Origin of the sequence: Bacillus sp. B4EP4a (genome assembly GCF_006680105.1) — a bacterium.
In the GTDB taxonomy this organism is placed as follows: domain Bacteria; phylum Bacillota; class Bacilli; order Bacillales; family DSM-1321; genus Peribacillus; species Peribacillus simplex_E.
The window spans coordinates 1-23,217 of record NZ_VHIK01000056.1; the positions used below are offsets into that span (position 1 = coordinate 1).

Consider the following 23,217-nt stretch of genomic DNA (forward strand, 5'->3'; position numbering starts at 1 on the left):
TTAGAGGAATGTATTTTTAAGAAAACCTGGTTTTGTATGATTTTCTATTCTATAAATATCCTAGTATAGAAAAAAAAAAATTTTCTTTTGCGTTCTGATTCCATAAATCTTGACTGGAAGGATGAAATTATTAAATGTTGAACCTCTAAATATTAATTAGTGAAATAAAGGATTTGTTAAATTGTTATAAAATTCAAAAAATGGTTTGACATTAGTAAAAATGGAAGCTTATAATCAACGTAAGATTTCAAATTCAAAAACCGAGTTTTATATTATAGAACAAATTACTATTAAAAGTAATCGTTTAAAAAGTCATAAATCAACTTGAAAAACGCAATTAGAGGTGAAGTGTTTTCCTTACTCCGAATAAAACAAAAACGGAGTTTTATATTATAAAACAAAATAATTTTGGCTTATACAAGGGTGAGGAGAAGTTATTAAGATAGGTCACAAATGATAACGCTTACAAAAAACTTTTGGGAGGGTTTTTATTGAAAAAAAGAAAGCTTTTTGTATTATCCACAAGCTTAACTCTAGCAATGGCATTCCTTTTATCAGGATGTGGTGGAGGCGAGGGAGAAAAGACCAGTGGATCTGGAGTTGAAAAGAAAACGATAAAAGTGGCAAATTATTTTGCTGAAAATCATCCTCAAAACATTGCATTGAAAGAAAAATTCAAAAAAATGGTTGAAAAGGAGAGTAATGGTGAACTAGAGGTTCGGATTTATGCGAACAGTACATTAGGTGCAGAAAAGGAATTTTATGACGGCGTCAGAAATGGAACGATTGAAATGGGTGTTCCAGGACTAATTATGCAGTCGGACATTCCTAAAATGGGTGTTCCGGAATGGCCCTTCCTATTTAGGGATTACGACCATGTAAAGAAGGTATTGAATGGACCTATCGGAGAGGAATTGACAGAAGAGCTTGATCCAAAACATGGAGTGACACCGCTTGCTTGGAGTGCAAATGGATTTAGGATGTTTTCGAGTAATCGTCCAATAAAGAGTATGAAAGATTTTGATGGACTTCGACTCAGAATGCCGAACATCCCGAATTACATAAAATTAGGTGAATCATTGGGAGCGAACGTTAGCCCATTACCTATTTCAGAAGTTTTTACCGCACTTGAACAAAAGGTAGTTGATGCTCAAGATAATCCAATTGCCACGCTGAGATCCTCGGGGTGGAATGAAGTTCAAAGTGATGTACTGGAATCCAAGCATATGTTCAGCCCCAATATTTACATTATCAATAGCAAATTCTATAAAGGGCTAACAAAGGAGCAACAAAAAATCATACAAAAAGCAGCAAAAGAGTCGGCAGCATATGAGTTTGAATTGATGGAAAAAAGTTATGAAGATGACAAAGCATATCTTAAGGATAATGGAATCAAATTCACTACGCCTGACGAAGACTTTTTAGAAAAAATGTTAAAAGCATCTCAACCTGTTTATGATGACGTCTTTAAGGAAAATGACTGGGCGGAGGAGCTCGTCGGAAAAATAAAAGCAGAATGAAGCAGGCGCTCTAGATAGGAAGGGGGAGATGTATAGGTGAATAAAATATCCAGAATCTTGGAAAATTCGTTAAACATTATTATGGCAGCTGCTTTAGCAATAATGGTCGTGCTCGTGTTTGGTAATGTAGTTCTTCGTTATTTCTTTAATTCAGGAATTACTTGGTCAGAAGAAATGTCAAGGTATCTCTTTATTTGGTTGACGTTCCTCGGCGCCATCGGAGCTTTCAAAAACAAAGAACACTTAGGTGTCGACATGGTCATTAAACGGCTCCCGAATAAAATGAAAAAAGTGGTACTTGTTATTAGTGATTTGATGATGTTATTCGTTCTTCTCTTAATCCTGGATGGAAGCTGGAAAATGACTATGATAAACATTGATAGTGCTGCACCGGCCACTGGAATGCCACTGGCTTTTGTATATGGTACAGGTATTCTTGTAAGTATTTCAATGGGCAGTATGATCATTTTCAATTTGTATCGGATTTTCTTCAATAAAATTAAAGACGAAGAATTGGTGATGATAAGTGAGTCAGAAGAGCTAATTTCCCTCCATGCTGATGATTTTGAGTCAGATATTAGGATAGTTAAGGAGGAGAAGCAGGGATGATAGGTGTATTTGTCGGATCTTTACTGGGAGCCATGGGACTTGGAATACCTATTGCATTTGCCTTACTTGTTAGTAGCGTAGTGCTTATGTACTTTCTTGGTATTTTTGATAGTCAAATTATCGCACAAAACCTAATCAGTGGCGCGGATAACTTTCCTCTAATGGCTATACCGTTCTTTATGCTGGCAGGAGAGGCGATGAATCGGGGCGGTTTATCACGGCGTATCGTTGAGATGGCAATGAATTTGGTTGGCCATATCAAGGGAGGCCTTGGCTATGTTGCGATCATTGCGAGTGTGTTGTTTGCGAGTTTATCAGGATCTGCTGTTGCCGATACGGCAGCGCTTGGGGCTATATTAATTCCAATGATGGTGAAGTCTGGTTATGATGTGAACCGTTCAAGTGGGTTGATTGCATCAGGTGGTATCATTGCCCCGATCATTCCGCCAAGTATTGGCTTTATCATTTTCGGTGTCGCGAGTGGTGTGTCCATTACAAAGCTGTTCATGGCAGGAATCGTTCCAGGTATTTTACTAGCGGTTGGACTTACGGTTACCTGGGCCATTGTTGCACGAAAAGATAAAGTCGCCGTTAACCCCCGAGCTTCAGCAAAAGAAATACTTACTTCTTTTCGTCAAGGCATTTGGGCTCTATTCCTGCCCGTCATTATCATTGGTGGATTGAAATTCGGTTTATTTACACCTACTGAAGCGGCAGTGGTGGCTGCAGTCTATGCAATATTTGTCGGTCTTGTAATCTATCGCGAAATGAAAGTGAAAGATTTGTATGAGGTCTTTGTCCATGCAGGAAAAATGACGAGTGTTGTCATGTTTCTAGTCGCTGCAGCACTCGTGTCATCCTGGCTGATAACTGTAGCCGATTTACCTGGTCAGGTAATTGGATTGCTTGAGCCATTTATGGATCATCCATTCCTTCTATTAATAATGATAAACCTATTGGTTATCGTAGTCGGAACTGCTATGGATATGACGCCGACAATCCTTATTCTAACACCTGTCTTGATGCCATTGGTGGTCGCTGCAGGTATTGATCCAGTTTACTTTGGTGTCCTGTTTATCCTGAATAACGCCATCGGTTTACTTACACCACCTGTCGGAACCGTTTTAAATGTCATGTGCGGCATAAGTAAGATCAGTATGGAAGATATCATGAAGGGGATTTGGCCTTTCTTGCTCGTTGAAGTGATTGTATTGATCTTGTTGATTTTGTTTCCTTCCTTAGTGCTGGTTCCTCTAGAATGGTTTACCTCCTAAAGGAATTTATCAAGTAATTGGTCTGTATGCTGATATTCAACTTATTTAATAGGAGGAAATGAAAATGAATAATTTGTTCAAACGTTTGGCGGTTGGAGTTTTACTGCCGGCAGTACTGCTATTAAGTGCTTGCGGAAGCGGACAAAATGAAAGCGCTTCAGCTGACGGTATTCAGAAAAGAACAATCAAAGCAGGGATCGGAAATAGTAAAATGCATCCACAAGGAAAAGGAATGGAGAAATTTAAAGAACTGGTTGAAGAAAAAAGCGGGGGGAAAATGAAAGTCCAAAACTTTTTTGATGCCACCCTCGGAGATGATCAGAAAATGACAGAAGCTCTTCAAGGTGGCTTACAGGAAGTAACTGTTCCTTCAACCTCACCACTTGTTGGTATGATTAAGGAATTTGGAATTTATGACTTCCCATTTGTCTTTAATAATGAAGAAGAAGCTTATACAGTACTTGATGGTGCAGTAGGCAAAAAACTTTTGGATAAATTACCGGAACATGATTTAGTAGGTTTGGGATACTGGGAAAATGGTTTCCGAAACTTAACCAACAGCAAACACCCTGTAAAAACGGCTAACGATTTCAAAGGTCTTAAACTTCGTACCATGCAAAATGAAGTGCATTTAGATGCATTTTCAAAGTTAGGGGCGAATCCATCGCCGATGGCCTTCTCTGAAGTATTTACTGCACTGGAAACAGGCACTGTTGATGGTCAGGAGAATCCACTCGCAACAATTCAAACGCAAAAATATAATGAAGTGCAAGAATACTTAAGTCTTACAAATCATGTTTATACACCATTTGTATTCCTTGTAAGTAAAAAGTTCTGGGATGACCTATCAGAACAAGAGCAAGAAATCATGAGTGAGGCCGCACAAGAGGCTGGAAAGTATCAACGGGAAGTTAACCAAAAAGAAAATGAAAAAGCACTTAAGTATCTAAAAGAAGAAGGAATGAAAATCAATGAAGTAAAGCCGGAAGAAATTGAAAAAATGAAGAAAATCATCCAACCAGTGACGGACGAATATGCTCAAAAATTCGGGCCGGATCTTGTAGAGGAAATGATGAGCGAAGTTGAAAAAGTACGCGGTAAATAATCCAGACTGTTTGGAGGATTGAAAATGGACATTATCTCTGAACTTTTACGTGAAATCCAATTACCGAAAATGGTCAAAGTGAGGCAGAAATTTCATACACCTCAAATCGCTGATGTAGCTGGTGAGGTGAAGAAGGCGATAAAAGAAGCAGGTGTTTTATCAAGAATAAATGAAGATGACAGGGTGGCAATTGCAGTAGGAAGCAGAGGGGTGGCGGACCTTCCTACTCTAGTAAGAGAAACGGTGGCTGCCGTTAAGGAGGCTGGCGGCAATCCTTTTATAGTCCCTGCAATGGGAAGCCATGGGGGGGCTACAGCGGAAGGACAAATCGATGTGTTGCTTCAGCTGGGTATTTCAGAAGAATCGGTTGGAGCGCCAATACTGTCATCGATGGAAGTTATTAAACTGGATGAATTGCCAAATGGGCTCCCTGTCTATATTGATAAGCTTGCATATGAATCAGATAAAATCATAGTCATTAATCGGATAAAACCACATACGGCATTTCGTGGACCGGTTGAAAGCGGACTAATGAAAATGATTACAATCGGTTTAGGCAAGCAAAAGGGAGCCGAAGCTGCACATGCATACAGCTTTAAGTATATGGCGGAACATGTCCCTGAAATGGCGAAAATCTCTTTAGCAAAAGCTCCTATCATATTTGGTCTTGCGACTATTGAAAATGCCTATGATAAACCAGCGAAAATCGTCGCAGTCCCCGCAGAGGAACTGGAGGAAGTGGAACCGGGACTATTGCTTGAAGCAAAATCAATGATGCCAAAAATCCATTTCGATTCGATCGACGTACTTATTGTAAATGAACTCGGAAAGGATATTTCGGGGGATGGAATGGATCCGAATATTACGGGTAACTTCGCCACTCCATATGCTACCGGGGGGCCAGACGTTAAACGGACCGTTGTACTTGGACTTACTGAAAAAACTCACGGTAATGCAAACGGCATTGGCATGGCTGATATGACGACGAAGGCCGTCATGAATGAAATCGAATGGGAAAAAGGCTATGCCAATGCACTCACAAGCACAGTGACAGATGTAGTAAAGCTCCCAATGTTTTTAGATACGCAGGAATTGGCTGTTAAAGCTGCTATCAAAACGTGCAATGCCTTCGATTTGAATAAAGTGAGAGTGGTAAGAATAAAAAACACGCTTGAAATCGGTGAAATTTGGATTTCTGAAAGCATGAAGGAAGAAGCTTTAAAAAACAAAAATATAGAGCTCCTTTCAGAACCAGAAGAATTGGCACTAGACTAAAAACCTTCGTTAATATTTTTAGAGAATGGAAGAATCCATTTGAAATCAGAAAAGGAGTGCTGAAATGACACACCTATATCCACTAATTGATAACGAAATAAACCCTTACCGCGATAATGTACAGGGAAAAGCAAATGAACCCATTACGGTTGCGGGTCTGTTGGACCGTTCGAAGCTGACGCTTGGCTCCACATATGAAGGGGGGAAGCCTGATTGGACGCTTGAAGAAATTTATATGCGGCTCGAGAGGAATGCCCCGCGTATCGCAATTATCGGTGGTTCGTCCGATCATCCGGCCCATATAATGGATTATCAAACGTCGGCACGGGCAGCAATCCGCATCTGGCAAAACGGCGGCGTGCCGTTTCATTTCTCGACACCGGTAATGTGTGATGGAACTGCGCAAAACAATCAAGGAATGAGTTACTCTCTCCAGAGCCGAAACGCGGTTGCACAAATGGTTGTCAACCAGCTAGAAGCTCACAGTTATCATGGTGCATTCGTCATTCAAGGGTGTGATAAGCAGCCTCTTGGTGTTGTAAGTGCACTCGCACATGTTGATCGTGTTCGCCGAAACCGTGGTGAAGCTCCCTTTTTCGCAACATTCGCGCCTGCTCACGTATTAGAAGGCGGTTCGATTCCAGCTGACGTGATCGAGGAATTGGAAACTCTTGCGAAAAAAGCGGAAAATAAAGGAGCTACTGATGTAGCCGTTGATTTACGAGATACGATGGCATATATATTGCAATGTTCATCGAATACTGCATTTCAGGGTGTGTTTGAAAGGGCGTATGAACGTGGAATATTGACGAAGGAACAGCATAAATATTTTGAAATGAGACTTGCTGTCGCAACATGTGACGGACAGGGAGGTGTATGTGCCTTCAATGGTACGGGTAATAGTTCACGTCATTTAGTGGCAGGCATGGGTCTCGTTCATCCAGCCGTGGAGCTGTTAACCGATCCACCAACACAACGCCAGATTAACTCGGTGCTTGATAGCTTTGCCGGCATGATAAATGAAGAGCGCTACGGCGTGGCCAACATTGTCGCTGCGAACATAAAAAATGCAATCCGTATTCACAGCGCCTCGGGTGGTTCTACTAATTTAATGATGCATATTGTTGCAGGCATGCTTTATGCAGGATTCAAATTCAGCTTATGGGACCTTGACCGCATACATCATTCACATCCAATTCCTGACTTATTTGATTACAGTTTGACAGAAGGAAGGGACATTTATTCACTTGCGATGCAGTGTTGCAGCGGGACAAGCAGGGGAATGGAAACACTTTTTTATGAACTTATCGAGAATGGTGTACCAATGGATCAGGATGCGCCGACTGTCGCAGCAAAAACCTGGAAAGAACGTCTTTCGATTACAAGTAGCCTAAAAGCGGTTAATGTAAAGAAAAATCAGGTCATTTTATCCAATCCACGCCGTGGATTCAGCGGTGTAGATGTATTAAAAGGAAACTTCTTTGAAAGCGCCGTTGTTAAAATCAGCGGAATGCCGACACCTCAGCTTGACCAATTCGATGATAAGCTGGCATTTGTCCTTTATTATGAAAATGAAGATGATGCAAATAAAAGCCTGCTCGATTCAAATCTGCTTTCAAAAATAAAAGAGCAAAGGCTTTTTGAACATAATCTATTGCTAGAATCTCTTAAATACAACAATGAGCCGGAATGGTCTCTTCTAAAAACTGCTTCCTATGGGGAGTTATTTGACAGGATGGTTGAAGAAGGCACATTGAAAATTGCCGTCATTATCTCAGGGCAGGGGCCAGTAGCATTCGGAATGCCGGAAATGTTTACACCAATGCAACACATCAATGCAAATCGTGTTATGAAAAAAATCGCTACAATCATAAGCGACGGCCGCTATTCAGGAGTCACATATGGTGCTGCTATAGGACATATGACACCGGAATCGTATGAAGGCGGCGGTATTGGTTTACTTAAATCAGGGGATGTAATTCACCTTCAGCTTCGTAATCGACGGATTGATTTTGTAGATGCTACTCAACTTCATTCAGGAAAGGTTGTTCATGATTTTGCAGATCATTTTAAAGAAGAAAGACAATCATTGGCAGCTGAACGTAAGCAGCGGATGAAAGTTAGACAAAAAATGGTTGCGGCCAGCAACAGGATGTTTGGAAATACAGATGCAGCAAATGGTGTTGTTCCAATCGCTGTAATTGAGGATGCGGTACTTGATTATGAACAGGATATATTACTCCAAGGAAAAAAAGTTGAAATAAAGTGAGGAATGCTCGTCATAAATCCGATAAGATAAAGGTAGACAGAATTATAAAAGGAGTGAGGAACGATGCCTATCATCCAATCGGTGGAGCGTGCCTTGAAAATATTGGATTTATTTGATGAGCGTGAGCGCGAACTAACTATCACAGAGATAAGCAAGCGAATGAATTTACATAAAAGTACGGTTCATTCACTATTAAAAACTTTACAGGAGCATCACTATATTTCACAAGGCGAAGAAAATGGAAAATATTCGCTAGGATTAAAGCTATTGGAGAGGGGAAGTGTTGTTGTGACCCATCTCGATTTGCGCAACGTAGCAAGAAAACATCTTGAATGGCTTTCAGCAACAACGAATTTAACACTGCACCTTGTCATATTAGACGGGCAGGAAGGCGTCTATGTTGATAAAGTGGAGGGCACTGGGGTAACGGTCCTCTATTCCCGTATTGGCCGACGTGTTCCGATTCATACGAGTGCAGTTGGCAAATCTCTTGTTGCAACCAAAACGGATAGTGAAATGGATTTGCTCTTGGACGGCTATGATTATACGGGACCGACCGAAAAATCGATTAGATCCAAGGAGCAGTTTTTAGCGGAAATCAAAAAAGCCCGCATTAATGGCTATTCAATGGATAATGAAGAAAACGAACCGGGCATTTACTGTCTTGCTGTACCGATAAGAGATTATTCAGGAAAGGTAATCGCTGCAATGAGTGTATCGATGCCTGCTTCGAAAGTAAATGAAGAAACACATGAGTATTATGTACGTCTCTTAAAGGAATGCAGCAGTAAAATTTCGCAGGAGCTCGGTTATGAATATCAAAAAATATAAATGAGGCCTGCCATTTAGGAGGAACTAGAAAATGAGAATTATTCGCTATGTAAAGGAAAATCAGAAACAACTTGCTGCCGTGACAAACGAAAACAATGTGGTGGATCTTCCATTTACAGATTTTATGTCGTTGATTACAGCGGCACGCCATGATAACAGAACGGCGTTTGACATTGTAAAACAAATTGTCGCCGAAGGGGAAAAGCGGCCGTTGGAAGGTCTTCAATTAACAACGCCTATCGATGCACCGGAAGTATGGGCATCTGGCGTTACGTATAAGAAAAGCAAGGAAGCACGTAACTACGAAGCAACACAAGGAAAGCTGGACCGCCAAACTTTCTATGACAAAGTTTATGATGCAGTGCGTCCTGAGATTTTCTTTAAATCGACTGCAGCAAGAACCGTGGGCCCGAATGATCCAGTATACTTGCGTTCTGATTCAAAATGGCAAATTCCGGAGCCGGAGCTTGGTCTTGTCATAGATAAAGAGGGAACGGTACTCGGATATATCGCAGGTAATGACATGAGCTGCCGTGATATTGAAGGTGAAAATCCGCTTTATCTTCCACAGGCAAAAGTATGGAAAAACTCTTGCTCCATTGGACCGGCCATCTTGTTAAAAGAGGCTGTTCCGGATCCATATGAGCTTAAAATCATGTGCCGTATTTATCGAAATGAAGAAAAAGTATTTGAAGGTGAAGCGAAAGTAAACCAACTGAAACGAAAATTGGAAGAGCTTGTCGACTATTTAGTCTTAGATAACACTGTTTTTGACGGATCAGTGTTACTTACAGGTACATGCGTGGTTCCGCCAAATGAATTTACATTGAAAGGCGATGACCGAATCGAAATCGAAATACCAGGGATTGGAGTATTAAACAATCCGGTTATCCAAAGTAAAGCAGTTCAAACAATTTAAGGGGTGACAAAATGGGCGAGTATAAAACACTTTACTTAAGTACGAAAGATAGTGTAGCTGTCGCTTTATCCGAAATCCCTGCAAACACATCAGTAGTTGTGAAGGCAGACCTTGAAGAACTTGTCGTACCCATTCTTGAACCGATTCGTTTTGGACATAAGTTCGCAGTCAAAGCCATCGAACAAGGAGCAGACATATTTAAATATGGGGAAGTCATAGGGGCAGCCTCAGCTTTTATTCCCGCTGGTGCACATGTTCATGTACACAATTTAGAAGGTAAAAGAGGAAGGGGTGACAAAATTGCTGAATGAAAAAATGCAGTTTTGGGGCTACCGCCGTCCGGATGGCCGCGTCGGAGTCCGGAATCATGTACTGATTTTGCCAACGATAACATGCGCAACCCAAACTGCACAGCGCGTCACAGAATTGGTGAGCGGAACCGTCACATTCATTCATCAGCATGGCTGTGCGCAAGTGGGCTCTGATTTTGATCAAACGGCCAGAACCTATGCGGGAATGGGGATGAATCCAAATGTATATGGTGTCATAGTACTCGGTCTTGGCTGTGAAACACATCAGGCGCACCGTATTGGAGATGAAATTGCTAAATGCGGTAAACCAGTGGAAACTGTATCGATTCAGGAACATGGCGGCACTCTTCAAACCATTGCCGAAGTAGCTAAAATTGCGGTCAAAATGGTCCAGGATGCCTCAATGGTGCAGCGGGAATTATGTGATTTTAGCGAGCTGATTGTCGGCACGGAATGCGGTGGGTCTGATGCATGTTCCGGCTTATCGGCTAACCCGGCAGTCGGACGTACAAGCGATTTGGTTGTTCAGCAGGGGGGAACCGCAATATTAGCGGAAACGACTGAACTTATCGGTGCAGAGCATTTGATCGCTAACCGGGCGGCAAACGACCAGGTAGCCAAAAAAGCTTATACGGTTATTAAAATGATGGAAGACCGCTCGATTCAAATGGGCGTAGACATCCGCACCGGAAACCCGAGTCCGGGAAACATTGAGGGAGGTCTCAGCTCAATCGAAGAAAAATCACTGGGGGCAGCGACAAAATCAGGCACAACCAGGCTGGAAGAGGTCATTGATTATGCCCAGGTGCCCACAAAAAAAGGGCTCGTATGGATGGATACGCCTGGCCACGACATTGAGCAATTGACGGGTATGGTCGCAGGCGGTGCCCAAATCGTTCTCTTTACAAGTGGAAGAGGGACGCCAACAGGTTCTCCTATAACACCCGTCATAAAAATCTCAACTAATACTCCAATGTTTGACAGGATGAATGAAAATATGGATTTAAATGCAGGTACGATTGTTGATGGTTTAGAAACCGTTGATGAGGTGGGAAGTCGCATCATGCAAGAAATTCAACATGTTTCAAACGGAAAACTAACAAAAGCGGAGATCTTAAAGCAGCATGACTTTGGTATTTGGAGAATTGGACCGACATTCTAAAACGAAAAAGGAGCTAAAGATTATGATATCAACTACATTTGCAACGAAGACATATAAAAATTTCATTAATAATGAGTGGGTGGATGCATCTTCTGGAAATACAATCGAAAGCATTAATCCTGCGGACAAAGAACCGGTTGGCTACGTTCAAAGCTCAACCGGAGATGACTTAAACAAGGCTGTAGCTTCTGCGCATAAGGCAAAGAGGGATTGGCGCAGGCTCGGGCAGTCTGCACGTGGGCAAATCCTTTTCAAAACGGCTAATATATTGGAAGAAAATCTAGATGAAATTGCCGAAACCATGACTCGCGAAATGGGTAAAACGTTACCTGAAGCAAAAGGGGAAACGGCACGAGGTGTTGCGATCCTCCGTTACTATGCTGGTGAAGGGATGCGGAAAGACGGCGATGTTATACCATCATCCGATAAAGATGCCCTAATGTTTACAAAACGCTCCCCACTTGGTGTTGTCGGGATAATCACACCATGGAACTTCCCGGTTGCAATTCCCATCTGGAAAATGGCTCCAGCTCTTGTATATGGCAATACAATCGTATGGAAACCCGCTACGGAAGGGGCCGTTACAGCAGCGAAAGTCATGGAATGCTTTACCAAAGCAGGCTTCCCAGAGGGTGTTGTGAATTTTATTACCGGTAAAGGATCAATCATTGGCCAGGGGCTCATCGATCATCCGCTTTTAAATGCAATCACCTTTACCGGTTCTGAAAGTGTCGGTCAGAGCGTCGCAAAATCAGCTTCCGCCCGCGGCATAAAATATCAGCTTGAAATGGGAGGCAAGAATCCAGTCATCGTGACGAAAGATGCAAACATCGACCAGGCAGTCGAGGCGGTCATCAACGGTGGATTTCGTTCCTCCGGCCAAAAATGCACAGCTTCTAGCCGTGTGGTTGTTGAATCATCGGTCTATGATGTATTTAAACAAAAACTAGTTGAAGCAGCAGCGGAAATAACGGTTGGCAACGGCCTTCAAGAGGGAATTTGGATGGGTCCATGTGCAAGCGAAAGCCAGTTCAATACGGTGAAAGAGTACATTGAAAAAGGCAAGCAGGAGGGTGCAAAACTCATACATGGCGGGGAGATATTAACTGGCGGTGACTATGATAGGGGCTTTTTCATTACACCAGCGATTTTTGAAGATGTGACGACGGATATGGTGATAGCGCAGGCAGAAATTTTTGGACCAGTTATCGCGCTTATGAAAGCTAGCGATCTTGTCGAAGCGATAGACATGGCAAATAATACGAAATACGGATTGAGTGCTTCAATCTTCACATCAAATATTAGCTCGATTCTGGAATTCATCGATGAAATTGAAGCAGGGCTTGTCCGTATTAACGCAGAAAGTGCGGGCGTGGAATTGCAAGCCCCATTCGGAGGCATGAAAGCATCGAGCACGGGTTCGCGAGAGCAAGGTGAAGCGGCGAAAGAATTTTATACAGCCATAAAAACGGTTTTTATTAAAGGTTCTTAATAAGAGTAAGAGAGGTTTCCATGTTTGAAAATCTCTCTTTCTTCCAAAAAAACAATGCGAGGTGCTTGATGAAAATCATAAAAATTTCTTTATACAAAGTTCCACCCCGCTGGCTGTTTTTAAAAATCGATACGGATGAAGGCATTTCCGGCTGGGGAGAGCCTGTCGTGGAAGGCCGTGCTGAAACGGTTAAAGCAGCAGTTAACGAATTGACCGATTATTTGATTGGGAGAAATCCGAACGACATTGAAGACATCTGGCAAACACTTTATCGAGGTGGATTTTACCGTGGGGGGCCAATTTTAATGAGTGCCATTTCTGGCATTGAGCAGGCACTATGGGATATAAAAGGAAAATACTTCAATATTCCTGTATACCAAATGCTCGGCGGTAAAGCACGCCAAAAAATTAAAGTGTACTCATGGGTCGGAGGAGATCGACCAGTGGATGTCGTTGCTGCTGCAATCGAAAAACAGAAGGAGGGCTTCCTTGCTGTCAAAATGAACGCATCAGAAGAAATGAATTACATTGATAGCTTTTCGAAAGTAGAGGCGGTCATCGAACGCGTTGCATCAATTAGGGAAGCGGTTGGCAAAGACTTTGGCATTGGTGTGGATTTCCATGGAAGGATTCATAAAACGATGGCAAAGGCGATTGTGAAAGAACTTGAACCGTACCATCCAATGTTCATTGAAGAGCCGGTGCTTCCGGAAAATAATGAAGCACTTCGTGAGATTGCCTGGCATACTACGTGCCCGATTGCGACGGGTGAAAGGATGTATACACGCTGGGGCTTTAAGCAGCTTCTTCAAGATGGCTATGTGGATATTATTCAGCCGGATCTATCCCACACAGGTGGTATTTTAGAAGGAAAAAAAATTGCCGCGATGGCAGAAGCCTATGATGTAGCGATCGCTCCGCACTGCCCGCTCGGTCCGATGACTCTCGCTTCATCAATTCATTTGGACGCAACGACACCGAATTTCATTATTCAAGAGCAAAGCCTTGGTATTCATTACAACGAAGGCATGGACATTCTCGATTATATGAAAAATCCAGAATTATTCGACTATGAAAATGGTTATGTGAACATTCCGGATAAACCGGGTCTTGGTGTGGAAATCGATGAGGAAAAAGTGAAGCAGGCAGCAGAAACCGGACATGATTGGAAAAACCCCATCTGGCGTAATGAAGACGGGAGTATCGCTGAATGGTAATAAAAGGAGGAAAAACAATGGACTTTCATGGCATCATTCCACCGGTAGTCACCTTATTTGATGAAACGGGAAACTTAGATATGGCGCTGAACAGAAGCTATATCGACCTATTAATCTCACGGAATATAGACGGTATTTTATTGATGGGAAGTTCAGGTGAGTTCTCATCGCTTACAACAGAAGAAAGAAAATTATATGTACGCGAAATGATAAAGCATATTAACAACCGAGTGCCTGTTATGGTCGGGGTGGGGCATACCGCATTAAAAGAGGTGCAAGAACTGACTTCTTATGCAGAAAAGCATGGAGCGAACGGCGTTCTCGTAGTCAACCCATATTACTGGAAGCTGTCTGACGAGCAATTATACCGACATTTTTCCAGTGTAGCGAATCATACTAATCTGCAAGTTTTCATTTATAATATACCGCTCCTGACAGGTCAAAATTTATCAATCGAATTGATTAAAAAATTAGCTGAAGATCATTCAAACATTGCTGGAATTAAAGAGACGGTCAGTGATTTCGGGCACCTTCGTCAAGTGCTGGCGGAAGTGAAGAAAGTTCGCAGTGATTTCCGCGTCTTCTCTGCATTTGACGAACACTTGCTTCCGGCTCAAATGATTGGTGCAGCGGGAAGCATTAATGGAAGCGCTGTCTTTGCGCCGGAAATTTCCGTTGATTTATATCAATCGTATCATAAAGGTGACCTTGCTGAAGCACAGAAAAAGCATCAAGTGATTTCAAAACTGATGGATGTGTACAATTACGGTCCGACATTTTTTACTGCCATGAAAGAAGCAGTTCATCAGCGCTGGTTTGATGTTGCGGCTGGACACCGTGCACCCTGCGACGTATACCCTGCTGATTTGAGCGACAAAGTAGCTGCTCTTTTAAAAAATATAAATATGAAAGAAGGCGTCCAAAAATGAAAGAATCACGAGACTTGCTCGAACAATTAGGCTACCCATCAACTGATCTTAAAGACCTTCCTACATCAACGAAAACATTTCCAGACGGTGCTCAATACCGCATTGAACTCCCAAGCGTAGAAGGTCCAATAGCACTAAAAGAAACATTGAAAGAAATTGACCGACTCGGCTTGACTATTCACCGAATATCTCAAGGCAGCGGTATCATGCTTCAAACGGATGAAGAAATTATAGAAATGTGTAAAATGACAGCAGAGCGAGGCATGGAACTGAGTTTGTTTGTCGGTCCCAGGGGTTCATGGGATGTCAGTGCGGGACCGCTTACGCCAGGAGGCAAATCTCAGGGAATCCGCCATGAGGGCTCCGATCAGCTTGTTTATGCCATGGAAGACCTGAAAAGAGGGGCTGCACTAGGTCTTCGCGGTGCGTTAGTTGCGGATGAAGGACTCCTTCTTTTAACGAAAGAAATGAAAAAATACGGACATCTTCCGGAAGACTTTGTTGTTAAAGTATCGGTTCAAATGGGGTCAGCCAATCCAGTATCCGTCAAATTAATGGAAGACATCGGTGCGGATACCTACAACGTGCCACCTGCATTAACGCTGTCTAAACTTGCAGCGATCCGACAATCAATAGACATTCCAATTGATTTATACGTTGAAGTTCCGGATACCTTCGGAGGCTTTCTTCGCTATTATGAAATACCGGAAATAATCCGTGTGTTGGCGCCTGTTTACATCAAATTCGGCCTTCGTAATCACCCAGATGTATACCCCTCAGGGAAACAATGGGAAAGTACGAACATCTCACTCACAAAGGAACGTGTACGCCGTGCCGCAATTGGTATTCAAATGATCGAACGATACTATCCAGAAGCAAAAACATCGAAACTCGGTGCAAAAGGACTCGGAATTGCGAAAATTGAAAAGGCAGCAGCGAAATAGATGATATTAACGTGAGGGATCCCCTCTGATATTCACGTATTTGTTACTAAAAAGGAGTTGGGCACAAATGTCCTTTAAAATATTATTAACGGATTACGAATTTGAACATTTGAAATATGAAGAAGAGATTTTTCAAGAAAGCGGTCTTGAAATCGAATTCATCAAAGCGCAATGCAAAACTGAAGAAGAAGTAATGGAGCAGGCAAAAGAAGTGGATGCAATTTTAAATCAATATGCTCCTATCTCACGCCGAGTTATTGATTCGCTTGAAAACACGAAAATCATTTCCCGTTACGGTGTTGGCGTCAATACAATTGATCTCAATGCGGCTAAGGAAAAGGGGATTACTGTCGCCAATGTACCGGATTATGGCATAGAAGAAGTATCGAATCATGCATTGGCACTTTTACTTTCTTCGGCGCGGAAAGTGACACTGTTAAACAAGGAAGTGAAAAAAGGTAACTGGGACTTTAAAGTGTGTGTCCCGATTCATCGCTTTAACGTGCAAACTGTTGGGGTTCTAGGCTTTGGCCGGATTCCGCGCCGTTTCATTGAAAAGGTGAAACCGCTCGGCTTTAAAACTGCTGCTTACGATCCTTTCGTATCGGCGTCCGACATGGATGCGGTTGGGGTTCAAAAAATGGAACTCGACGAAATTATAGCAGAAGCCGATTATTTGTCGATCCATGTGCCCTTAATTGATGATACATACCATCTGATTAATGAGGAGCGCCTTAAACAAATGAAGAGAAATGCGGTTATCATTAACACGGCACGTGGACCGATAATCGATGAAAAAGCACTTTCTGATGCACTTGAAAAAGGAGTAATTGCAGGTGCAGCACTTGATGTGACAGAGAATGAGCCGGTCAGCACCGATAGCCCGCTGCTCACAATGGACAATGTCATCATTACGCCTCACAGCGCCTGGTATTCAGAGGAAGCAATGGTTGAACTTCGTCAAAAGGCAGCGAGAAATATCGTTCAGGTGCTAAACGGAGAAATAACACCATACGCTTTGACTTAGGAAGGGGGAAAAAATATGAAAATAGCGACTTTTTCCGTACAAACCGAACAGCACATCGGTCTTGTTAAAAATGATCAAATTATTAGTTTAACGGCTCTCGGTCCAGAAGAATTTCCAGCTTGCATGAAAAAATTCATAGAACGAAGCAGCGAGTTAAGAACACGTGCTGAACAGTTAATTGAGCAACGGGTTAATGACGATGCAATATTCAATCTGTCAGAAGTAAAAATCCTCCCGCCAATCGCAAAGCCGGATAAAATCATTTGCGTAGGACTTAACTATTTTGATCATTGCAAGGAAACGGGGATGGAGCCTCCTGAATCACCGGTCATTTTTTCAAAATATTCAAATGCCATTGCCGGTCATAATGATGCGATTGAAATTCCAATTAATTCAACCGCGGTCGACTTTGAAGCAGAGCTTGCATTTGTCATTGGAAGAGAAGCGAAACATGTATCAGAAGAAGAAGCGAATGACTACATCTTTGGCTATACAATCATGAATGATATTAGCGCCCGAGACTTGCAATTTCAGGATGGCCAGTGGTCGAGAGGCAAAACGGCGGACACATTTGCTCCATTTGGTCCTGTTATCGTGACACAAGATGAAGTGGGTGACCCCCACAATCTAGCGATTTCGCTTGAATTAAACGGTGAAATTATGCAGGATTCAAATACAAGCAACCTAATTTTTACGGTTCCGAAAATCATATCATTTTTATCACAGTCCATGACACTAATGCCAGGTGATTTGATTGCAACTGGCACGCCACCAGGCGTTGGAATGGGAAGGAATCCGAAAATCTGGTTGAAAAAAGGTGACCGGATGAACGTCAGTATTGAGAAGATCGGTACGCTTTCTAATCACGTAATAGCATGACAAGAGAAAGTAGGTGATGATATGGATGTTGTAACCATCGGAGAAACAATGACAGTGTTTACCCCGAACGAAGAAGGTCCACTTCGCCACGCCCGTTCTTTTTCAATGAAGTTTGGCGGTGCGGAATCCAATGTCGCGATCGGGTTAAGCCGACTCGGTCATAGGTCACGCTGGATTAGCCGTCTCGGCGAGGATGAATTTGGCGATGCCATGCAATCGTTCATTCGCGGAGAAGGCGTTGATGTCTCTTATGTAACAAGAGACCCAGATGCGCCTACCGGAGTTTTTTTTAAAGAATTCAGACGGCTGAATGATACTAGAGTTTATTATTACAGGAAAGATTCGGCAGCTAGCAAAATGACAGCGGAATTACTACCTGATCTTGCCATCCAAGACGCAGCTTATCTCCATATTACCGGAATTACCCCTGCACTAGGGAATTCGTGTCAGTCGCTCTTGGATAAAGCGATCCGCATTGCTAAAGAAAACGGAACAAAAATCGTCTTCGATCCGAATATTCGCTTGAAAATATGGACGGATGAAAATGAAGCACGTCACATCATAACAAAGTACGCCTCGAAAAGTGATATCGTCATGCCCGGGGTGACCGAAGCCGAATTTTTATTCGGCTCCCATACTCCGGAGTTATTTGTCGATCATTTTCATGAACTCGGTGTCGAAACAGTTTTACTTAAATTGGGCAAAGAGGGCTCTTTAATTTCAGCCCCGACTGTACCGAAAACATACGTTCCTGGATTCTTTGTGGAACGGGTCGTGGATCCCATCGGTGCTGGTGATGCTTTTGCATCCGGTGTACTTTCCGGCCTGCTTGATGGACTGCCGCTAGATGAAGCTGCAAGGCGTGGAAATGCCATGGGAGCAATGGCAACGATGGTAAATGGCGATGTTGAGGGTTTGCCGGTCCGTGCCGACCTCGCTTTGTTCATGAGTGGCGGCACTGATGATGTGACGAGGTAGAAAGGTGGAAAAAATGACTAAACTTGAAGAGCTTAAACATGGGAAGCTGGTCGCCGTCATTCGCGGTGCACGCCCAGATCAAATTATACCAATTGCCCGGGCCCTGAAAGAGGGCGGCATCCGAACGCTAGAAATAACAGTGGAAACTCCCAAAGTGTGCCATTTAATTGAAAGAGTGAAAGAGGAGTTCGGTGATGATATCATAGCGGGTGCCGGTACAGTATTGGATCCTGAAACGGCCCGTGCGGTCATCATGGCAGGGGCGGAATTCATCTTTTCTCCAACCGTCAATGTCAAAACGATTAAAATGGCGAAGCGCTATGGCGTTATTAGTATTCCTGGTGCGCTCACACCAACCGAAATATTGACTGCTTATGAGCATGGAGCTGACATTATCAAAGTTTTCCCGGCAGATGCACTGGGTGTTAGCTACTTTAAAAATCTTAAAGGACCGCTTCCTCACATTCCCCTTATGCCAACTGGCGGTGTCAACCTTGACAACCTTGCATCTTTTTTTAAGGCAGGGGCCATCGCGGCGGGACTTGGTGGTTCATTGATCAATCCTACGAAATTGATTACGGGTGAAGATTATACCAGGCTGACAGAAACGGCAAAAAAATTTTCAGCTATCGTACAAAAAAGCTAAAGCAATCCGTCGCTTATATGAATTTCAGTCCAATAGGCGGTGGGAATGAAAGTATGAATGTGTTTATTTCCTCCTTCTAACCAATTTGATGTATCTCTTTCAATCTTTTAGTAGTCCATCAAGGGTTTTATTGCTGGTGGACAGTAGATAAATTCAGACAAACCAGAAAGGGGAAAAGTGCTATGTTACAAGAAAAGTATAGAAATCTGCAGGGGATTCTCCAAAAAATGGAGTCGGTGGTGGTCGCTTTTTCAGGAGGGGTGGACAGCACTTTTTTGCTAAATGTTGCTATTGATACTTTGGGTTATGATAATGTGTTAGCCATTACAGCAGATTCGGAAACCTATCCGTCGAGTGAGTTGAAAGAAGCCATTATGCTATCAAAATGGATTGGTGCCAACCATCGAGTCATTCAGACTTCGGAGTTGGCCATTCCTGGATATTCAGAAAATAATCAGAATCGCTGTTACTTTTGTAAAAGTAGTTTATTTGACCACCTGCTTCCTATTCTTGAAGAATATGAATTTAATAATATAATTTATGGAGTCATCGCTGATGATGCTAACGAATTTCGTCCAGGCATGAAAGCAGCTAAAGAAAAAGGAATCAGGGGACCTCTTCTAGAAGCCGGCTTATTCAAAGAAGAAATAAGAGTATTGTCCAAGCAAGCAGGTTTGCCAACCTGGGATAAACCATCATTCGCTTGCCTATCTTCACGCATTGCATATGGCGATATCATTACGAAGGAAAAATTGACGAAAGTGGATAAATCAGAAGCTTACTTAAAATCATTGGATATTCATCAGGTAAGAGTCAGGACGCATGAGGATACTGCCCGAATTGAAGTTGAACCCGTTGATATGCCGCGAGTGCTCCAATACCATGTGGCGATCACGAAACGACTGAAGCAATTTGGTTATAAGTATGTATCAATGGATCTCACGGGCTATACAAGTGGAAGTATGAATATAGCACTTAAAAAGGAAGAAAAGTTATGATTGATGATATTTTAGAGCAGGTTCAAAATGGTTCATTGACAGTAGCTGAAGCAAAGGAAAAACTTGCATCATATGAAAATTTAGGGTTTGTAAAAATTGATCATCATCGTAAAAGGAGACAAGGCTTTCCCGAAATTGTGTTTGGAGAAGGTAAAACAGCTGAGCAAATTTTAACGATTGTACAATCACTGCGGGCAAGGAATGATTCTGTGCTTGTGACTCGAATTTCTCGGGAAAAAGCAGTATTTGTACAAAAAGAATGCAGTGAATTTGAGTATAACGATATGGCACGGACACTTGCTTGGGTTAAAGAAAAACCCAAATCCGTTGGTTCATATATTGCAATTGTGTGCGCCGGTACATCAGATTTGTCCGTTGCTGAAGAAGCTGCCGTGACGGCCGAAACACTAGGTGTTCCAGTCAGGCGTATATACGATGTTGGTGTTGCTGGGCTGCACCGCCTCCTTGATAATATAGACGAGATACGAGAGGCTACCGTATCAGTTTGTGTAGCGGGGATGGAAGGGGCACTCCCAAGTGTGTTAGGAGGCCTTGTCACGAATCCAATTATTGCTGTTCCGACAAGTATCGGTTACGGTGCCAATCTTAACGGTTTATCGGCACTTTTATCAATGCTTAATTCATGCGCATCGGGTGTAAGTGTGGTGAACATCGATAATGGATTTGGTGCAGCCTACAATGCAGCGATTATATACAAACTTGTACATAAAAAGGAGATCAATGATGATGAGGACATTATATTTTGACTGCTTTTCCGGCATAAGCGGAGATATGGTTATTGGTGCATTGATTGATGCAGGTGCAGACCCTTTACAAATGGAAGAAGAGTTAAAAAAGCTGAATATAGATGAAGAATATAGTCTGTCATGGGGGAAAGTCGTCAAAAATGGCATTACGAGTACTAAATTTGATGTTATTCTTACCAGTAAATCAGAGCAACCACATGAACACAGCCACAGTCATGGACATGAACACAGCCACAGTCATGGACATGAACACAGCCATAGTCATGAAACCGAACCCAACCATAGCCATGCACCTCACAATCATCATGGTAGCCGCACCTACAAACAAATTGTAGAAGCTATCAATGAGGCAAACCTTAATGAATCGGTAACAAACATGTCTCTCGCCATATTTAAGAAGATTGGTGAAGCGGAAGGGCACATACACGGGCTTCCGCTTGATAAAGTTCACTTTCATGAGGTAGGAGCTGTAGATTCAATAATAGATATAATCGGGGCTGCAATTTTAATCGATCAGCTAGGTATTGAATCAGTTCAGTCATCAGCCATTCCAACGGGATCTGGACATATACATATTGATCACGGTGTATACCCGGTTCCTGCACCTGCCACACTTGAAATATTAAAGGGGGTACCGATTGCCTCAAACGTTATTCGTTCTGAATTAGCAACACCGACCGGTGCTGCCATCGCTGCGGTTTTAGCTGGAAAATTTGGCACGCTTCCAGCCATGACTGTCGAATCGATTGGCTATGGTGCGGGGACAAAAACATTTGAAAATCATCCGAACGTCCTTCGCATTATTATAGGGGACATCCAATGAAGCGCCCACCTGATCATGAGCATCTTGATGGACAAATGGTAAAAATGGAAGTGAATCTAGATGATATTTCCGGTGAATGGCTTGGTCATGTAATGGATTTGTTGTTTGAATCAGGAGCAAATGATGTATTTTATACTCCAATCTTCATGAAAAAAAATCGACCGGGGGTGTTATTGCAACTTCTCTGTTCACAGCAGGAGATTTCGAAAATCAAGAAGATATTATTTGCTGAAACAACGACTCTCGGTATACGCTACTATCCTCTTACCGTGCACAGGCTCGAACGATCTTTTTTACATGTAGACACACAATGGGGGCAAGTGACGATAAAGAAAGGGTACCATGAGGGCCAACCCATACAGCAGGCACCTGAATATGAAGATTGCCGTAAAATTGCCGTTCAGAACAATATTCCTCTTAAAAGGGTGTATGAAGAAGTATGGAAGTGTCTCGGGGAGGTGGTAGAGAAATGAGCTTGGTGTCGATTCTTACATTAGGATTCCTATTGGGGATAAAGCATTCGTTAGAGCCGGATCATGTTATTGCAGTAGCAACCACGGCAGGAAAAACGAAAAAATTATCACGGTCCACTCTAACGGGGGTGTATTGGGGAATAGGGCATACATGTACGCTGTTTCTTATAGGTATGCTATTCATTTGGATGAAAGGGGAAATTCCAGAGTCGTTAAGCATGTCGCTGGAATTCGGTGTTGGTATCATGCTTGTTATGCTAGGGGCGAAAAGTTTATTTAAAGCTCGCCCTGATATCACGAACGACAAAGATAGATTTCGTCCTTTTTTGGTGTCCGCTTTAATTGGGTTCGTCCATGGTCTCGCGGGCAGTGCTGCAATGGTCATTCTAACGATGTCGACCGTAACCGGTATAGGTGAAGGATCCATCTATATCATTATATTTGGCGCAGGGACGATTATTGGCATGCTGTGCTTTACAACTTTACTAGGCATACCGTTTGCTTTGAATGGAAAGGACATCGTTTTGAACCGAATCTTCATCAAAATGGCGGGAGCTTTAAGTTTTGCATTCGGACTTTATTATATATACAAATTGGGTGTAACAGAAGGCTTGTTTGCAATCTGGGCTAATTGATTTATTTTTAAGCATGACTGGAATCTCAGGCTGTCTGTAATCTCCGTAGACAGTCTCTTTTATATTTATTAATTCAACAAACAATAAGTCTTCAAGGAGGTTTCTCAGAAAGAAAAGGGCCATAGCTGATAAAA

General features: G+C 42.5%; 23 protein-coding genes. All 23 read left to right on the top strand.

Annotation, left to right across the window (positions count from 1 at the left end; translation table 11 throughout):
* The first annotated feature begins 491 nt into the window (after positions 1-491).
* The 23 genes from FNK51_RS23010 to FNK51_RS23120 all read left to right on the top strand — a co-directional run bounded on the left by FNK51_RS23010 (position 492) and on the right by FNK51_RS23120 (position 23,083).
* Positions 492-1,520, top strand: coding sequence for a TRAP transporter substrate-binding protein (locus FNK51_RS23010; RefSeq protein ID WP_260399694.1), 1,029 nt, complete (start codon positions 492-494; stop codon positions 1,518-1,520).
* A gap of 36 nt (positions 1,521-1,556) precedes the next feature.
* Positions 1,557-2,129 carry a TRAP transporter small permease gene (locus FNK51_RS23015; protein WP_260398134.1) on the top strand — a complete coding sequence of 191 codons (573 nt, stop codon included), beginning with the start codon at positions 1,557-1,559 and terminating at the stop codon, positions 2,127-2,129.
* Positions 2,126-3,403, top strand: coding sequence for a TRAP transporter large permease (locus tag FNK51_RS23020; RefSeq protein WP_098369467.1), 1,278 nt, complete (start codon positions 2,126-2,128; stop codon positions 3,401-3,403). Before FNK51_RS23015 ends, FNK51_RS23020 begins: the two co-directional genes overlap by 4 nt.
* 58 nt (positions 3,404-3,461) lie before the next feature.
* A complete protein-coding gene (locus tag FNK51_RS23025; protein WP_098369468.1) occupies positions 3,462-4,508 on the top strand; it encodes a TRAP transporter substrate-binding protein in 1,047 nt (348 codons plus the stop codon).
* A 24-nt stretch (positions 4,509-4,532) separates the two neighbouring features.
* Positions 4,533-5,783, top strand: a complete 1,251-nt coding sequence (locus tag FNK51_RS23030) for a nickel pincer cofactor-dependent isomerase, group 22 (RefSeq protein WP_141994803.1) — start codon at positions 4,533-4,535, stop codon at positions 5,781-5,783.
* A 64-nt stretch (positions 5,784-5,847) separates the two neighbouring features.
* Positions 5,848-8,052: a dihydroxy-acid dehydratase domain-containing protein gene (locus FNK51_RS23035; RefSeq protein ID WP_141994804.1), complete on the top strand. Its 2,205-nt coding sequence runs from the start codon at positions 5,848-5,850 to the stop codon at positions 8,050-8,052.
* Between the two features lie 63 nt (positions 8,053-8,115).
* Positions 8,116-8,883 carry an IclR family transcriptional regulator gene (locus FNK51_RS23040; RefSeq protein WP_098369471.1) on the top strand — a complete coding sequence of 256 codons (768 nt, stop codon included), beginning with the start codon at positions 8,116-8,118 and terminating at the stop codon, positions 8,881-8,883.
* Positions 8,884-8,914: 31 nt separating this feature from the next.
* Positions 8,915-9,802 carry a fumarylacetoacetate hydrolase family protein gene (locus tag FNK51_RS23045; protein ID WP_098369472.1) on the top strand — a complete coding sequence of 296 codons (888 nt, stop codon included), beginning with the start codon at positions 8,915-8,917 and terminating at the stop codon, positions 9,800-9,802.
* Between the two features lie 11 nt (positions 9,803-9,813).
* Positions 9,814-10,113 carry a UxaA family hydrolase gene (locus FNK51_RS23050; RefSeq protein WP_141994805.1) on the top strand — a complete coding sequence of 100 codons (300 nt, stop codon included), beginning with the start codon at positions 9,814-9,816 and terminating at the stop codon, positions 10,111-10,113.
* Positions 10,114-10,117: 4 nt separating this feature from the next.
* Positions 10,118-11,275, top strand: coding sequence for a UxaA family hydrolase (locus FNK51_RS23055; RefSeq protein ID WP_141994834.1), 1,158 nt, complete (start codon positions 10,118-10,120; stop codon positions 11,273-11,275).
* Positions 11,276-11,297: 22 nt separating this feature from the next.
* The gene (gene gucD / locus FNK51_RS23060) at positions 11,298-12,767 is read left to right on the top strand and encodes an alpha-ketoglutaric semialdehyde dehydrogenase GucD (protein ID WP_098369634.1); all 1,470 of its coding nucleotides are present in this window, start codon (positions 11,298-11,300) and stop codon (positions 12,765-12,767) included.
* A 68-nt stretch (positions 12,768-12,835) separates the two neighbouring features.
* Positions 12,836-13,984, top strand: coding sequence for a galactonate dehydratase (dgoD, locus tag FNK51_RS23065; protein ID WP_089363374.1), 1,149 nt, complete (start codon positions 12,836-12,838; stop codon positions 13,982-13,984).
* Between the two features lie 17 nt (positions 13,985-14,001).
* Entirely contained in the window at positions 14,002-14,913 is a 912-nt protein-coding gene (locus tag FNK51_RS23070; protein WP_141994806.1) for a dihydrodipicolinate synthase family protein, read from the top strand.
* Positions 14,910-15,857 (top strand): U32 family peptidase, encoded by a 948-nt coding sequence (locus tag FNK51_RS23075; protein WP_141994807.1) that lies wholly within the window; start codon positions 14,910-14,912, stop codon positions 15,855-15,857. Before FNK51_RS23070 ends, FNK51_RS23075 begins: the two co-directional genes overlap by 4 nt.
* Positions 15,858-15,924: 67 nt before the next feature.
* On the top strand, positions 15,925-16,884 hold the full coding sequence (locus FNK51_RS23080; protein ID WP_141994808.1) for a C-terminal binding protein: 960 nt from the start codon (positions 15,925-15,927) through the stop codon (positions 16,882-16,884).
* Positions 16,885-16,899: 15 nt separating this feature from the next.
* Positions 16,900-17,763, top strand: coding sequence for a fumarylacetoacetate hydrolase family protein (locus FNK51_RS23085; RefSeq protein ID WP_141994809.1), 864 nt, complete (start codon positions 16,900-16,902; stop codon positions 17,761-17,763).
* Positions 17,764-17,784: 21 nt separating this feature from the next.
* Positions 17,785-18,741 carry a sugar kinase gene (locus FNK51_RS23090; protein ID WP_141994810.1) on the top strand — a complete coding sequence of 319 codons (957 nt, stop codon included), beginning with the start codon at positions 17,785-17,787 and terminating at the stop codon, positions 18,739-18,741.
* 13 nt (positions 18,742-18,754) lie between these two features.
* A complete protein-coding gene (locus FNK51_RS23095) occupies positions 18,755-19,387 on the top strand; it encodes a bifunctional 4-hydroxy-2-oxoglutarate aldolase/2-dehydro-3-deoxy-phosphogluconate aldolase (RefSeq protein WP_098369478.1) in 633 nt (210 codons plus the stop codon).
* Between the two features lie 182 nt (positions 19,388-19,569).
* Positions 19,570-20,385 (top strand): ATP-dependent sacrificial sulfur transferase LarE, encoded by an 816-nt coding sequence (gene larE / locus FNK51_RS23100; RefSeq protein WP_141994811.1) that lies wholly within the window; start codon positions 19,570-19,572, stop codon positions 20,383-20,385.
* Positions 20,382-21,152: a nickel pincer cofactor biosynthesis protein LarB gene (larB, locus tag FNK51_RS23105; RefSeq protein WP_141994812.1), complete on the top strand. Its 771-nt coding sequence runs from the start codon at positions 20,382-20,384 to the stop codon at positions 21,150-21,152. Before larE ends, larB begins: the two co-directional genes overlap by 4 nt.
* Positions 21,133-21,975, top strand: a complete 843-nt coding sequence (gene larC / locus FNK51_RS23110) for a nickel pincer cofactor biosynthesis protein LarC (protein ID WP_141994813.1) — start codon at positions 21,133-21,135, stop codon at positions 21,973-21,975. Before larB ends, larC begins: the two co-directional genes overlap by 20 nt.
* Positions 21,972-22,448 (top strand): nickel pincer cofactor biosynthesis protein LarC2, encoded by a 477-nt coding sequence (gene larC2 / locus FNK51_RS23115; protein WP_260398135.1) that lies wholly within the window; start codon positions 21,972-21,974, stop codon positions 22,446-22,448. Before larC ends, larC2 begins: the two co-directional genes overlap by 4 nt.
* Positions 22,445-23,083: an urease accessory protein UreH gene (locus FNK51_RS23120; protein WP_141994814.1), complete on the top strand. Its 639-nt coding sequence runs from the start codon at positions 22,445-22,447 to the stop codon at positions 23,081-23,083. The genes larC2 and FNK51_RS23120 overlap by 4 nt, the downstream gene beginning before the upstream one ends.
* Positions 23,084-23,217: the final 134 nt, after the last annotated feature.

Bases quoted from the DNA above. Each gene is read 5' to 3' on its own strand.
- FNK51_RS23020 (WP_098369467.1), top strand. From the start codon at position 2,126: ATGATAGGTGTATTTGTCGGATCTTTACTGGGAGCCATGGGACTTGGA.
- FNK51_RS23025 (WP_098369468.1), top strand. From the start codon at position 3,462: ATGAAAATGAATAATTTGTTCAAACGTTTGGCGGTTGGAGTTTTACTG.
- FNK51_RS23030 (WP_141994803.1), top strand. From the start codon at position 4,533: ATGGACATTATCTCTGAACTTTTACGTGAAATCCAATTACCGAAAATG.
- FNK51_RS23035 (WP_141994804.1), top strand. From the start codon at position 5,848: ATGACACACCTATATCCACTAATTGATAACGAAATAAACCCTTACCGC.
- FNK51_RS23040 (WP_098369471.1), top strand. From the start codon at position 8,116: ATGCCTATCATCCAATCGGTGGAGCGTGCCTTGAAAATATTGGATTTA.
- FNK51_RS23045 (WP_098369472.1), top strand. From the start codon at position 8,915: ATGAGAATTATTCGCTATGTAAAGGAAAATCAGAAACAACTTGCTGCC.
- FNK51_RS23050 (WP_141994805.1), top strand. From the start codon at position 9,814: ATGGGCGAGTATAAAACACTTTACTTAAGTACGAAAGATAGTGTAGCT.
- FNK51_RS23055 (WP_141994834.1), top strand. From the start codon at position 10,118: ATGCAGTTTTGGGGCTACCGCCGTCCGGATGGCCGCGTCGGAGTCCGG.
- gucD (WP_098369634.1), top strand. From the start codon at position 11,298: ATGATATCAACTACATTTGCAACGAAGACATATAAAAATTTCATTAAT.
- dgoD (WP_089363374.1), top strand. From the start codon at position 12,836: ATGAAAATCATAAAAATTTCTTTATACAAAGTTCCACCCCGCTGGCTG.
- FNK51_RS23070 (WP_141994806.1), top strand. From the start codon at position 14,002: ATGGACTTTCATGGCATCATTCCACCGGTAGTCACCTTATTTGATGAA.
- FNK51_RS23075 (WP_141994807.1), top strand. From the start codon at position 14,910: ATGAAAGAATCACGAGACTTGCTCGAACAATTAGGCTACCCATCAACT.
- FNK51_RS23080 (WP_141994808.1), top strand. From the start codon at position 15,925: ATGTCCTTTAAAATATTATTAACGGATTACGAATTTGAACATTTGAAA.
- FNK51_RS23085 (WP_141994809.1), top strand. From the start codon at position 16,900: ATGAAAATAGCGACTTTTTCCGTACAAACCGAACAGCACATCGGTCTT.
- FNK51_RS23090 (WP_141994810.1), top strand. From the start codon at position 17,785: ATGGATGTTGTAACCATCGGAGAAACAATGACAGTGTTTACCCCGAAC.
- FNK51_RS23095 (WP_098369478.1), top strand. From the start codon at position 18,755: ATGACTAAACTTGAAGAGCTTAAACATGGGAAGCTGGTCGCCGTCATT.
- larE (WP_141994811.1), top strand. From the start codon at position 19,570: ATGTTACAAGAAAAGTATAGAAATCTGCAGGGGATTCTCCAAAAAATG.
- larB (WP_141994812.1), top strand. From the start codon at position 20,382: ATGATTGATGATATTTTAGAGCAGGTTCAAAATGGTTCATTGACAGTA.
- larC (WP_141994813.1), top strand. From the start codon at position 21,133: ATGAGGACATTATATTTTGACTGCTTTTCCGGCATAAGCGGAGATATG.
- larC2 (WP_260398135.1), top strand. From the start codon at position 21,972: ATGAAGCGCCCACCTGATCATGAGCATCTTGATGGACAAATGGTAAAA.
- FNK51_RS23120 (WP_141994814.1), top strand. From the start codon at position 22,445: ATGAGCTTGGTGTCGATTCTTACATTAGGATTCCTATTGGGGATAAAG.